General features: G+C 68.8%; 11 protein-coding genes. 3 read left to right on the top strand and 8 right to left on the bottom strand.

What is annotated here, in order from left to right; all coding sequences use genetic code 11:
• Positions 1 to 4 precede the first annotated feature (4 nt).
• Positions 5 to 1,021 carry a MaoC family dehydratase gene (locus A5760_RS03175; RefSeq protein ID WP_064877657.1) on the bottom strand — a complete coding sequence of 339 codons (1,017 nt, stop codon included), beginning with the start codon at positions 1,019 to 1,021 and terminating at the stop codon, positions 5 to 7.
• 179 nt (positions 1,022 to 1,200) lie between these two features.
• Here A5760_RS03175 and A5760_RS03170 point away from each other — a divergent pair, with 179 nt between their 5' ends.
• Together A5760_RS03170 and A5760_RS03165 are read left to right on the top strand one after the other, a co-directional pair.
• The gene (locus tag A5760_RS03170; protein WP_196771968.1) at positions 1,201 to 2,352 is read left to right on the top strand and encodes an acyl-CoA dehydrogenase family protein; all 1,152 of its coding nucleotides are present in this window, start codon (positions 1,201 to 1,203) and stop codon (positions 2,350 to 2,352) included.
• A 128-nt stretch (positions 2,353 to 2,480) separates the two neighbouring features.
• The gene (locus A5760_RS03165; RefSeq protein WP_064877656.1) at positions 2,481 to 2,951 is read left to right on the top strand and encodes a CD225/dispanin family protein; all 471 of its coding nucleotides are present in this window, start codon (positions 2,481 to 2,483) and stop codon (positions 2,949 to 2,951) included.
• Here the strand turns inward: A5760_RS03165 and A5760_RS03160 are convergent.
• The 4 genes from A5760_RS03160 to A5760_RS03145 are packed head-to-tail and all read right to left on the bottom strand — an operon-like array spanning position 2,936 to position 7,235.
• Entirely contained in the window at positions 2,936 to 3,895 is a 960-nt protein-coding gene (locus A5760_RS03160; protein WP_064877655.1) for an enoyl-CoA hydratase/isomerase family protein, read from the bottom strand. The genes A5760_RS03165 and A5760_RS03160 overlap by 16 nt on opposite strands.
• Positions 3,896 to 3,898: 3 nt before the next feature.
• Positions 3,899 to 5,416, bottom strand: a complete 1,518-nt coding sequence (fadD4, locus tag A5760_RS03155) for a fatty-acid--CoA ligase FadD4 (protein ID WP_064877654.1) — start codon at positions 5,414 to 5,416, stop codon at positions 3,899 to 3,901.
• A 47-nt stretch (positions 5,417 to 5,463) separates the two neighbouring features.
• Complete coding sequence (locus tag A5760_RS03150; RefSeq protein ID WP_064877653.1) at positions 5,464 to 6,525, bottom strand: S-adenosylmethionine:tRNA ribosyltransferase-isomerase; 1,062 nt, start codon at positions 6,523 to 6,525, stop codon at positions 5,464 to 5,466.
• Positions 6,522 to 7,235, bottom strand: coding sequence for an SDR family NAD(P)-dependent oxidoreductase (locus A5760_RS03145; RefSeq protein WP_064877652.1), 714 nt, complete (start codon positions 7,233 to 7,235; stop codon positions 6,522 to 6,524). Before A5760_RS03145 ends, A5760_RS03150 begins: the two co-directional genes overlap by 4 nt.
• Positions 7,236 to 7,295: 60 nt before the next feature.
• On the opposite strand from A5760_RS03145, the gene soxR reads away from it, so the two are divergent.
• A complete protein-coding gene (gene soxR, locus A5760_RS03140) occupies positions 7,296 to 7,757 on the top strand; it encodes a redox-sensitive transcriptional activator SoxR (protein ID WP_064877651.1) in 462 nt (153 codons plus the stop codon).
• 34 nt (positions 7,758 to 7,791) lie between these two features.
• Here the strand turns inward: soxR and A5760_RS03135 are convergent, their stop codons facing one another.
• The 3 genes from A5760_RS03135 to A5760_RS03125 form a co-directional block, all read right to left on the bottom strand.
• On the bottom strand, positions 7,792 to 9,630 hold the full coding sequence (locus tag A5760_RS03135) for a phosphoenolpyruvate carboxykinase (GTP) (protein ID WP_064877650.1): 1,839 nt from the start codon (positions 9,628 to 9,630) through the stop codon (positions 7,792 to 7,794).
• Positions 9,631 to 9,791: 161 nt separating this feature from the next.
• On the bottom strand, positions 9,792 to 11,336 hold the full coding sequence (locus A5760_RS03130) for a hypothetical protein (RefSeq protein ID WP_196771967.1): 1,545 nt from the start codon (positions 11,334 to 11,336) through the stop codon (positions 9,792 to 9,794).
• Complete coding sequence (locus tag A5760_RS03125) at positions 11,333 to 12,421, bottom strand: hypothetical protein (protein WP_064877648.1); 1,089 nt, start codon at positions 12,419 to 12,421, stop codon at positions 11,333 to 11,335. Before A5760_RS03125 ends, A5760_RS03130 begins: the two co-directional genes overlap by 4 nt.
• Positions 12,422 to 12,430 lie beyond the last annotated feature (9 nt).

Raw genomic sequence — 12,430 nt, 5'->3', positions numbered from 1 at the left:
GGGCTCAGAACTGCAACGCGTGAAACCGCCAGTCCAGCACCGGACGGTCCGGCTCACCGGCGGTGTCGCCGACCGCATACACCAGCGACCGCAGTCCCAGCACGCCGCCGTGATCGGTCGGCTCGGCGGATTCGATGTGCAGCTCGCTGTACAGGGTGTCGCCCTCGTGCACGGGCCCGGTGTGATCGCAGGATTGCCAGTTCAGGACGGTCACCAGATTGGGCAGCAGCCTGCTCGCCTGCGCGAGCGCCAGCCCGATGGTGTGCCCGCCGTACACCAGCCGGCGGCCGCCGACCCTCGAATCATGATGCGTGGCAGCAATATTCAAGGTCAACCGGGCGAGCTCGGGAGCGCTGCTGACCACGTCGGCGGTGCTGCGCAGCACCGAACCGGCCAGGCCGGCGTCGAAGTGTGGACCGGGCACCTTGTCGCGGAACACCGCGCCGTCCCACTGCGCGGTCGGATCGTGGGCCGGGCCGGGCACGTCGACGCCGATGGCGGACAGATCATCGTGCGGCGCTCTGTCGGGCTGCCAATCCGGGCCGGCGGGCAGCATGCCGCACCGGTAGAAGTCGAGCACCAGCTGATCGGCCTGGTCTATCGTGATCATCCGCAGCGCCGCCAGCCCGGTCGGCGCCCGGCCCGGCTTGGGCGAATTCGCCCGCAGGCCAACCACTTCGGTGCGGGTGTAGAGCGAATCGCCGATGACAGGGAACCGGTGGAACACCAGGCCGCGATAGAACAGGTTGGCCTTGACCCGCTGGGTCACCAACGTCGACTGCCCGATCGCCACGTCGCACACCAGCCCCGGATGCGCCAGCGTCGCGGGCAGGCCCGTCACCGCCCCACACAGATCGGCGTCCAGTGCCAGACGCAGCCGGTCCCCCACGATCGCCTGGTGCGCGCCTGCCAGCCCGGACGACAACGTCATCGAGGGCGCCCAGTCGAACACCTGGCCCACCGCGAGGTCGTCGAAGTACGGCCCGCCCTCGCGAATCCCCGCATACCCGTCACTAGTCACAACGCCCCATGCTGGCAGGCTGTGGAATCAAGGGTGGAATCGAGGGTCAACTTCGTGGCGATCGCGAGCGCGGCGAAGCCGGGCGAAGCGGGTCGTCACCATCAACTTCGTGGCGATCGCGAGCGCGGCGAAGCCGGGCGAAGCGGGTCGTCACCATCAGGGCTGGAGGGTGATTACAGGTGAACGACGAAGAAGAGATGCTGGTCGCCACGGTGCGGGCGTTCATCGACCGCGACGTCAAGCCGGGCATTCGCGAGGTCGAGCACGCCAACACCTACCCCGAGGCGTGGATCGAGCAGATGAAGCGGATCGGCATCTACGGTCTGGCCGTTCCGGAGGAGTACGGCGGTTCGCCGGTGTCCATGCCGTGCTACGTGCGGGTCACCGAGGAACTGGCACGCGGCTGGATGAGCCTGGCCGGTGCGATGGGCGGGCACACCGTGGTCGCCAAGCTGCTGACGCTGTTCGGCACCGAGGACCAGAAGCGGGCCTACCTGCCGCGGATGGCCAGCGGCGAGGTGCGCGCCACCATGGCGCTGACCGAGCCCGGCGGCGGCTCGGACCTGCAGAACATGACGACCACCGCGCTGCCCGACCCCGACGATGCCGACGGCCTGGTGATCAACGGGTCCAAGACCTGGATCAGCAACGCGCGCCGTTCCGGGCTGATCGCCCTGTTGTGCAAGACCGACCCGGATGCCAGGCCGCGGCACAAGGGGATCTCGATCGTGCTCGTCGAGCACGGGCCGGGCCTGACGGTGTCGCGGGACCTGCCGAAGTTGGGTTACAAGGGCGTCGAGTCCTGCGAGCTGTCGTTCGACGGCTTCCGGGTGCCCCGCACGGCGTTGCTGGGTGGCGTTGCGGGCGATGGCTTTTCACAGATGATGAAAGGGCTCGAGACGGGACGCATCCAGGTGGCCTCCCGCGCCCTGGGCGTTGCCACCGCCGCGCTTGAAGACGCGCTGGCCTACGCCCAGCAGCGCGAGAGTTTCGGCCGGCCGATCTGGCAGCACCAGTCGATCGGTAACTACCTGGCCGACATGGCGACCAAACTCACCGCGGCCCGCCAGCTCACCCGGTATGCCGCCGAGCGATACGACAGCGGCGAACGCTGCGACATGGAAGCCGGGATGGCCAAATTGTTTGCCTCCGAAATCGCCATGGAGATCGCGCTGAATGCGGTGCGAATCCACGGCGGTTATGGCTATTCCACCGAATACGACGTCGAACGCTACTTCCGGGACGCGCCGCTGATGATCGTCGGTGAAGGCACCAACGAGATCCAGCGCAATGTGATTGCCCGGCAACTGGTGACGCGGGGCGGGATCTGATCCGGCTCACCAATCTCACGGCCCGAGAACAAAGTTTGCTGTATATTTGCCTGACTTCTCCGGCCGGCAATCCGGTATGGAATAAAGCTGTTCGCCGGCCGAGGGAATTACAGGGAAAGGCAGCCGCCATGAGTTATCCCCCCGTGCCGCCCGGAGGTTCGCCAGAATGGCCGGGGCAGCAACCGGAATGGCAAGGCCAGCAACCGGAATGGCAGGGCCAGCACCCGGCCGGGTGGCAGCCTCAGCAGCCGCCGGGGTGGCAGGGCCAGCCGCCACCCGCGGGATGGCCTGCGCCCCAGCCGGGCTGGCAGGAACCCGAGAACTATCTGGTCTGGGCGATCCTGTGCACCGTGCTCTGCTGCCTGCCGTTCGGGATCGTGTCGATCGTCTACTCCAACAAGGTGTCCGGGCTGTGGGCTCAGGGACGCTACGCCGAGGCCCACGAGGCGTCCAACAATGCCAAGAAGTGGGCCATCATCGGCGCCATCGTGGGCGTCGTCGCCGCGGTGATCGGCGTTATCGTCACGTGGTTCGGGTTCATGGCGGCGGTTGTCTCCAACATCCCGTCGACGACCACCACCACCTATCCGGGCTTCTGATCCCGGGTCTCGTCGACCAGCCCCCAGGCCGTCGCGGTCTCCGCGTCGACGGTGCGACCCGTCAACACCAGATACGCTGTGCGCCAACGGCCTATCCGCCGTGTGACGCTGACCGTGCCACCGGCCCCGGGAAGCAGCCCCAACGCCAGCTCGGGTAGCCCGAACAGAGCGTCGTCGCGGGCGCTGACCCACCCGCAGAACGCCGCCATCTCGAGTCCGCTGCCCATCACCCGGCCGTGCACCTCGGCCCGGCACGCGCGGCCGAGCCGGGCGGCCAGCGCATCGAGCGCCAGGGCGGGGCTGTAGCGGGTACGGGCCAGGTGCGCACTCGCCGGGTCGGCGAAGGTGCCGAATTCGGCCAGGTCACCGCCGCTGCAGAACGACGGGCCGTTGCCGCTCAACACGACGCCGGTGACCGAGGGATCCAGCTGCGCCACCGCCAGCGCCTCCAACAGCGCGGCGCGGGCATCGGTGGAGAACGCGTTGTGCCGTTGCGGCCGGTTGAACGCGATTCGCACGACGTCGCCGTCGCGGGTCGCCCGCACCGGGTCGGGGATCTCGGGCATGCGGCCCGGGCCACGCTCGCGCAACCACTGCGCGAACTCCGGGCCGGCCTGCAGGGTCGAGTACGCCAACGACTCCGTCACCACCCCGGACAGCGTCGGGCCGAGCGGATCCACCGCGCGCAAGACGTCGTCGCAGATGGCGCTGGCGTGCGGCCAGCGCCGGCAGCGCGCCCTCAACTCGTCCACCGTCGCCGGCACCGAATCGACGGTGACCACACGCCGGTCGGCGCATTGATCCTCGGTCAGCGTGAAAGTTGCTGCGTCAAGCCAGGATCCGGCTTCAACGATCTCGGCGGCCGAGCCGACGGCGACGATCACCCCGGGCGGCGACGGCGGGCCGTCCTGCGGCGCCCTCGACAGGTCGACCACCCGGAACATCGGTCACACCGAGTATTTCTCGATCAGCCCGTTCTTGTAGAGCTTGCCTGTATCGGTGCGCGGCAGCTGCGCTTCGAAGGCGATCGATCGCGGGCACTTGTAGTGCGCCAACCGGTCTCGCAGCCACGCCGTCAGCTCGTCGGCGAATTCGTCGGTGGCGTCGGCCGGGTCGACGGTCTGCACGGCCGCCACCACGCGCTGGCCCATCTCGTCGTCGGGCACCCCGAACACCGCGGCGTCGAGCACCTTGGGATGGGTGACCAGAAGGTTCTCGGCCTCCTGCGGGTAGATGTTCACCCCGCCGGAGATGATCATGTGGTGACGGCGGTCGGTCAGGTACAGGTAGCCCTCGTCGTCCAGGTAGCCGATGTCCCCGACGGTGGCCCAGCCGTGCTTGTCGCGCGATGAGGCGGTTTTCGCCGCGTCGTTGAGGTATTCGAAGGAATAGCCGCCCTCGAAGTAGATCTCGCCGGCCTGCCCGGGCGGCAGCTCGTTGCCGTGCTCGTCGAGAATGTGCACGGCGCCCCCCATGGGCCTGCCGACCGAACCCGGATGCGCCAGCCACTCTTCCGCGGTGATCAGCGTCGACCCGTGCGCCTCCGAGGACGCGTAATACTCGTCGATGATCGGCCCCCACCAGTCGATCATCTGCTTCTTGATCTCCACCGGGCACGGAGCCGCGGCGTGCATCACCCGCTGCAGGCTGGCCAGGTCGTACGAATGACGAACCTGCTCAGGCAGTTTCAGCATGCGGGTGAACATCGCCGGGACGAACTGGCCGTGCGTGATGCGGTGTCGCTGGATGACGTCCAGGCAGCCTTCGGCGTCGAACTTCTCCATCACCACCGTGGTGATGCCGCCGGCCTGCGCGCTCATCGACCACACCGAGGGCGCCGTGTGGTACAGCGGAGCCGGGCTGAGGTAGACCGAGTCGGGCGTCATCCAGAAACCGACCAGTGCGGACATCATGCCGGGTGCCTCGGCCGGTGGCACGTGCGGCAATTCGCGCTTGATGCCCTTGGGCCGGCCGGTGGTTCCCGACGAGTACTGCAGCAGGTCGCCCTCGATCTCGTCGTCGATCGGGGTATCGGGCTGACCGGCAACGCAGTCCGGGTAACGCTCCCAGCCGGGCAGGTCACCGTCGGCGATCAGCAGCAGTTCCGGCAGCCCGCCCGGCAGCTGCTCGGCCAGGCCAGCGAGGGTGTCGCGCAGCGCCGCCGACCCGATGATCGCCTTCGCGCTGCTGTTGTCGATGATGTAGGCCGCCTCTGCCGCGGTCAGGTGGGTGTTGATCGGCACGTAGTACAAACCGCTGCGACGAGCCGCCCACATCACCGCGTGGATGTGCTCGTTGTTCTCCATCAGGATGGCGACGGTGTCGCCCTCGCGCAGACCCGCCTCGCGGAACCGGTGCGCCAGCCTATTGGCACGGGCCTCGAGGTCGTCGAAGGTGACGACCGTTCCGGATGGGTACAGGATGACAGCAGCTTTGTCGGCGCCGACATATGGGCGGATCTGCATGCGCAGACTGTACCGCCGCCAAACTTGACGGGTGTTAAGTGGTCGCTTCACCCGGGCAGGAGCAGCGCGCTGTCGCCGAATTCATGCCACAGGTAGCCGTGTTCCACCGCCTCCCGATACGCCCTGGCGACCAGCTCGGGACCGGCGACCGCCTCCAGCAACAACAGATGCGAGGCGCCGGCATCGTGCCAGCCGGTCACCAGGCCGCCGACGACACGACACGGCCGGTCGGGCCCAAGCACCAGATCCGTCCAGCCCTCCACCTGGCGCACCAGGCCGTCCGCGGTAGCGGCGGACTCCAGGGCGCGCGTCACCGTGGTTCCCACCGCGATCACCCGTCCGCCGGTCGCGCGCGTGAAGTTCACCAGTCGCGCAGTCGCGGCGGGCACGTGGACGGGTTCGGCGACCGGTGGCTCGCCCGCATCCGCCGACGACACCCCCGCGTGCAGCGTGATCGGCGCGATCGCGATGCCGGCGGCCACCAGGTCGGTGACTAGTTCTGTACTGAACGGCCGTGCCGCACTCGGCATTTCAGCGCTGCCGGGTCGTCTGGCGAAAACCGTCTGATAGTAGTGCAGCGGCCACGGCCGTGGCACGTACGAGTACCGGATGGGCCGGCCGTGCGTGGCCAGATACGACGCGGCGTCACCCTCCACAACGACTCGCGCGACCCACAACCGTGCCCCGCTGATCCCCGGGTCCGGGTAGGAGGACTCGATGACAAGGGCTCCGCCGCCCGGCATTTCGATTCGTTCGCCCGGCCGGATGTCGGTCAGGTGCCCCACCGCGTTGCCCGCCGGCCGGAGTTCGACCACCCAGACCAGGGCGGCGCGTGCCGTGGAGAAGTGAATGGCGATCGGCCGTCCGGCGCGGTCGCCATCGACGGCGGCGGGCAGGGTGGCCGAGTCGTTCACCACCAGTAGATCGCCCGGTCGCAGGTAGTCACCGAGGTCGCTGAATCGCGCGTGGTCGACCCTGCCCGGTCGGGCGACCAGCAGCTTCACCGCGTCCCTGGCGACGCCGCGGACCTCCGGCGGCTCGGTGGCATCCGACGTCGGCGCGCGGTGGAAATGCGTCTGCGGGCTCGCCGGCGTCCTGGAGGCGGTCATTGCTGCGCTCCGGATAGCGCCAGATGCGCGGCGCGGTAGCGGCCAGAAGCCGGGCGCGTATCGAGCAATCGCAGCAAGGCCGGCACGACGGACGCGGGCGCTGCACGGTCGGAGATGTCCTCGCCCGGGAAGGCGGCCTGGTGCATCTCGGTACGCATGTCGCCGGGGTCGAAGGCGTACACGCGCACCGCGGGCGTCTCGGCGGCTAGGACGGCTGATAGTTGGTCGAGCGCGGCCTTCGACGAGCCATACCCTCCCCAGCCGGGGTACGGTTCGACGGCGGCGTCGGAGGTCAGATTGACGATCACGCCGGCGTTTTCGGCCAGCGTCGGCAACGTGGCCTGGATCAGGGCCAGCGGCGCGAACAGGTTGGTCTGGTACACCGTGCACAACTCGCTCGCGGGGTAATCGGCGAGGACCGGTTGCGGGCTGGGCCCCAGCCGGCTGGCGTTGTTCACCAACAGGCCAAGTGGCCCGACCGATGCTGCCGCGACCAACTCGGCACGGTGCGACGCGTCGGTGACGTCACCGGGCAGCGCGATGAAATTCCTTGAATTCAGTTCTAGGGCAGTTGATTCCAGTTCAGAGGCGCGCCGGGCATCGCCGACGACGGTCCAGCCGCGCTCGAGCAGGGCGGCGGAAACCGCACTTCCGAAGCCGCGCGAGGCACCGGTGACAATCGCGACGGGTTGCTGTATGGATTGAGTCATCCCCCCATACTGATAGTTGAAGTAAACTTTAAGTCAAGTCACGAATTCGAGAAGGCCACAATGGATAAGCGAGACTTGTTCACCGTCAGTGAGATAGCGAACCGCAGCGGCTTCGCGGCGTCGGCGATCCGGTTCTATGAGAGCCAGGGCCTGATCACGGCGACCCGGACCGCCGGTGGCCAGCGCCGCTTCGAGCGGCAGATGCTGAGGCGCCTGGCCTTCATCAAGGCCGCCCGAAATGTCGGCCTGAGCCTGGATGAGATCGCCGACGCGCTCGCCACGCTTCCGGATGGCCGCACCCCGACCCGCGCCGACTGGAGCCGGCTGTCCAAAACCTGGCGCGCGCGCCTCGACGATCAGATCGCCGGGCTGATCGCGCTGCGCGACAACCTGGACTCGTGCATCGGCTGCGGTTGCCTGTCGCTCAAGCGCTGCGCCATCTCCAATCCCGCCGACCTGGCGGCCAGCGCCGGGACGGGAGCAGTCTACCTGCCGAGATCGCTACGGCGGCAGGCGATTTAGCGGCTGAGGTCTACCTCATCGCCCGCCAGCGGGCTCAGCCCGCTTCGGACAGCCGCTGCTTGAGCGCCTCGAACTCGTCGCGGACGCCGGTGGGCAACTTGTCGCCGACGAACTCGAACCACTCCTCGATCAGGGGCAGTTCCTCGCGCCACTCGGCGGCGTTGACCGCGAGCGCCTTGGCCACGTCGTCGCCATTGACGTCCAGGCCGTCCAGGTCCAGGTCGTCGGCGGTCGGCACGATGCCGATCGGGGTGTCCTGGCCGCCGGCCTGGTGCTCGATGCGGTCCACGATCCACTTGAGCACCCGACTGTTCTCGCCGAAGCCCGGCCACAGGAACCCGCCGTCTTCGTCGCGGCGGAACCAGTTGACGAAGAACACCTTCGGCATCTTGGACTCGTCGGAGTTCTTGCCCAGGTCGATCCAGTGCTGGAAGTAGTCACCGACGTGGTAGCCGAGGAACGGCAGCATGGCCATCGGGTCGCGGCGCACCGTGCCGACCTTGCCCTCGGCGGCGGCCGTCTGCTCGCTGCCCATGGTGGCTCCCATGAACACGCCGTGCTGCCAGTCGCGGGCCTGCGTCACCAGCGGCACCGTGGTCTTGCGGCGGGCGCCGAACAGGATGCCCGAGATCGGCACGCCCTGCGGGTCGTCCCACTCCGGCGCCAGGATCGGACACTGCGACATCGGGGTGCAGTAGCGCGAGTTGGGGTGCGCGGCCTTCTCGTCGGAATCGGGCGTCCAGTCGCGTCCCTTCCAGTCGGTCAGGTGCTGCGGGTCGCCCTCCAGGCCTTCCCACCACACGTCGTTGTCGTCGGTGAGCGCCACGTTGGTGAAGACGGTGTTGCCGGCCTCGATGGTGCGCATGGCGTTGGGGTTGGACTTCCAGTTGGTGCCCGGCGCGACGCCGAAGAAACCGAACTCGGGGTTGACCGCGTACAGGCGGCCGTCCTTTCCGAACCGCATCCAGGCGATGTCGTCACCGAGCGTCTCGGCGCGCCAGCCCGGGATGGTGGGCTGCAGCATGGCGAGGTTGGTCTTGCCGCACGCCGACGGGAACGCCGCGGCGAAGTAGTAGGCCTTGTTCTCCGGGGAGATGAGCTTGAGGATCAGCATGTGCTCGGCGAGCCAGCCCTCGTCGTGGGCCATCGCCGAGGCGATGCGCAGCGAGTAGCACTTCTTGCCCAGCAACGCGTTACCGCCGTAGCCCGAGCCGTAGCTCATGATCTCGCGGGTCTCCGGGAAGTGGGTGATGTACTTGGTGTCGTTGCACGGCCACGGCACGTCTTCTTTTCGGGTTCCGTCCCGACCTTCCAGCGGCGCGCCCACCGAGTGCAGCGCCTTGACGAAGAACCCGTCGTCGCCCATCTTTTCCAGGGCGGCCTTGCCCATCCGGGTCATCACTTTCATCGAGATGACGACGTACTCGGAGTCGGTGATCTCCACGCCCAGCTTCGGGTCGTCGGCGCCCAGCGGGCCCATGCAGAACGGCACCACCCACATGGTGCGGCCGCGCATGCAGCCGCGGTACAGGTCGGTCATGATGGACCGCATCTCGGACGGGTCCATCCAGTTGTTGGTCGGGCCGGCACCGTCCTCTTGCTCGGTGCAGATGAAGGTCCGGGATTCCACGCGTGCCACGTCGGACGGGTCCGACAGCGCCAGGTAGGAGTTCGGGTGCTTCTTCTCGTTGAGCTTCTTCAACGTGCCGGCCTCGACCAGCTGGGTGGCCAGCCGGTTGAACTCCTCGTCGGAGCCGTCAGCGAAGACCACCCGGTCGGGCTGGGTGAGTTCGGCGACCTCCTGCACCCATGACAGCAGGCCCTGGTGGTTCGTGGGTGCTGTGTCCAAACCGGGAATGGTCGCTGCGGTCATCGAACTCTCCTGGATTCATTTGCGTATCGGGCTGGTGTTGCTCGCTATGCTCTCGCCCACACAATTAAGGAATTGGTGGCGTTAACTACAGGTTATCGTGAGGATCTTGTCGGGGAAGTCTCGGGCAGGTATAAGCCTTCTCACAACAACGATTCAGAAGCTCATGACGGGTCGCCATCTTCGCTCCTCGAAGCGGGTTTTTCGGTGTGGTCACCGCCGGCGTTTTCGGAGTGACTTTCGTCCTCTCGTATACCCGGTTCTCCCAGTTCTGCACGCACGGCCGCCAGGGCCGCGGTCACCGCGGGCATCTCCCGATCGCGCGCGGCCGAGGCCCGCGCGGCGGCCAGGGCGTGCTCGCGCAGTTCGGTGTCGATGGCACCCACCGAGGCGGACACCGCCGCGTTCTCGGCCTCGTCCTCTGCCAGCAGCGCTTTGCTCAACACCGACTCGGCGACCAGCACCCGGGTGGCGACCAGCTCCTCGGCGACCGACTGCAGCGAGGCGGTGACGTCGCCCGCCCAGCGGTCCAGCAGCGCCCGATCGTGCAGCAGCGCACGGATGTTGATCACCATGAAGGTGAGCCCCACCGAGATCGCCACGCATGCCAGGGCCGCGACGACGGCCAGCGCGGGGTTCAGCCGCGAGGCCAGGCCGCTCATCAACCGGCTCAGCGTCAGCGCCACCCCGAGACCGAACCCGACGCCCAGCAGGATCATCAGCCAGGTCTCCTGGCGCCGCGATTTCAGCGGCGGCGGCGAGATGTCCACCGTCGGCAGCTGCTCGAGCGGCGGCAGCTCCATCGGCACATCCATCGCCTGCGCCACCTCGGCCAGTTGCGTGTCGGTGTCTTCGCTGACCTCGGCGACCACCCCGTCGAGCTGGTCGCGGGTGACCGCCTCGAAACCGGACATGTTGCGTCGCGACAAACCCGCCGCGTATTCCTGCAGTTCGGTGCGCACGCCCGCGCACCGGTTACGCGCCGAGTGGGACAGCGCGACCCGAGCCTGCTGGATCTGACTGCGCAGCGTGATGGTGCGCTCGCTTTTCGCCTGACGCCGCTGCTGCAACGCGGTGCTGCGCTCCTCGCGCAGCGCCTCGACCCGGGCCCGCCGGCCCGACCCCTCGACCTCGCGGTCAAACCGCCGCGCTACCGTCTGCAGGCGAGATTCCCACGCCCGCAACCTGTTTCGCCGGGCCAGATCGGGGTCGTCGAGTTGCGCCGAGACGGCGTCGACCAACTCGTCGACCTCGGGCTCACCCAGATCGGGCAGGGCCGCCACACCCACCCAGGGTGCCCGGCCGTAGCGGGGCGCGTGCGCGCTCAGCGAGTCGCAGTTGGCGGCGACGATGTCGCGCCAATTGAGATGCACGTCGATCTTGGACACCACACCGACGACCGCATCGGTGTGCTCGGTCGCGGCGTCCAGCAGCGCACAGTCCGATGGTGTCAGGTTGGCCGCCGCCGACACGACGAACACCACGAGCATCGGCACCTCACCGGGCCCCAGGTCCGTCGACTCCACGAATCTGTGCTGCGGCAGCCGTTCCCGCAGGGCGTCGGCCACCGCGGTGACCCCGGCCATCCACGGACCGGTCACCAGCACCACGTCGCAGCGCTGAATCGCCGGCGGATCCAGTCCCGGACCGGCCGCCGCCACCAGCGCGTCCACCGCGGCGACGGGATCGTCGCTTGTCGCGGCGCTCACCAGGATCCCCCCGGCAGCGAGCCGCAGGCCTGGGACCACAGCCGCAGCGACCCGCGGGCGATGTCGGCGCCGCAGGCGCGGTGCAGTTCGCTGGCCGACGCGCGGCTGTAGCGCTGCCACCGCACCGCCCGCGGCAGATGCGCGGACGGGTCGCGATGCGCGTCGAGAGGTTGCGGGTCACCCGGCTCCAGCCCGGCGGCCTCGGCCAGGTCCACGGCGGCCGCCATGCGGGCCAGGACGGTGTCGTCGCGGGACAGGAACCCGCTGATGCGCTCGGCGAGCCTGCCGCCCCCGGCGGCCAGCGCCTCGAGTTCGGCGACCGCGTCCAGCACCCGCTGGTAGCGCGCCTCGGCGCCCAGCGCGCCGATTTTGGCCAGGACGGTGTCCACGCCGCTCATCCGGTGCAGCAGGGTCAGCACCTGGGCCGGGGTCCGGCCCTGCCGGAGCGCGGCGACCGCCAGCGCGGTGCCGAAAAGGTCGAGGGTGTCGAGCAGGCGCTGCCGCACCTCGGTCGGCACCGGGGCGTCGGCGGCCAGGAATGCGGCGAAAGAGCCGTCGAAGCACGCAGTGCCGGGATGTGCGGCCAGCGCGGACAACGCCGTCCACTGGGCGCTGTCCAGGTCGTCGAGCGCGGCGACCGCAAGCAGACCCGTCATCGGTTCCATGGGCACGCCGACGAGCGCCGAGAGCTCCGTGCACCTGGCGCGCGCCGGCGCGCTCGGCCCGTCGCCGCCCCGGCCGGACAGCGAGCCCGCCAGGTCGGCCTTGTTCAGCACCGCCAGCACCGGACGCCCGGCCGACGCGATCGCCTGGGTGTCCTCGGGCTTGACCACCTCCGTGATCACGTAGACCACCGCGTCGACGTCGCGCTCGGCCGCCGGGCCGTCGACCACGATGCCCGCCGCGCGTCCCGCGCCGTCCAGGGCGCGGCGCACCGTGCGGCAGCCGACCCCCCGGCGGCCGCGCACAACCACGCGCAGGGGCGCGGCGGATCGCTGCGCGACCGCCGTCAGGCGCGGGTCGACGTGGCCGGCGGCGAAGCGCGCCAGCTCATCGACGAAACTCTGGTGTCCTTGTCCCCTCATATCCCGCCT

It is taken from the genome of Mycobacterium colombiense (assembly GCF_001665835.1).
GTDB lineage: Bacteria > Actinomycetota > Actinomycetes > Mycobacteriales > Mycobacteriaceae > Mycobacterium > Mycobacterium colombiense_A.
Note: the sequence above shows the minus strand (reverse complement) of the source record. Positions and strands in the feature narration are given on the sequence as shown.

Coding starts and splice junctions, on each gene's coding strand:
- A5760_RS03165 (WP_064877656.1), top strand. CDS start 2,481: ATGAGTTATCCCCCCGTGCCGCCCGGAGGTTCGCCAGAATGGCCGGGG.
- A5760_RS03125 (WP_064877648.1), bottom strand. CDS start 12,421: ATGAGGGGACAAGGACACCAGAGTTTCGTCGATGAGCTGGCGCGCTTC.
- A5760_RS03145 (WP_064877652.1), bottom strand. CDS start 7,235: ATGACTCAATCCATACAGCAACCCGTCGCGATTGTCACCGGTGCCTCG.
- A5760_RS03150 (WP_064877653.1), bottom strand. CDS start 6,525: ATGACCGCCTCCAGGACGCCGGCGAGCCCGCAGACGCATTTCCACCGC.
- A5760_RS03160 (WP_064877655.1), bottom strand. CDS start 3,895: ATGTTCCGGGTGGTCGACCTGTCGAGGGCGCCGCAGGACGGCCCGCCG.
- soxR (WP_064877651.1), top strand. CDS start 7,296: ATGGATAAGCGAGACTTGTTCACCGTCAGTGAGATAGCGAACCGCAGC.
- A5760_RS03135 (WP_064877650.1), bottom strand. CDS start 9,630: ATGACCGCAGCGACCATTCCCGGTTTGGACACAGCACCCACGAACCAC.
- fadD4 (WP_064877654.1), bottom strand. CDS start 5,416: ATGCAGATCCGCCCATATGTCGGCGCCGACAAAGCTGCTGTCATCCTG.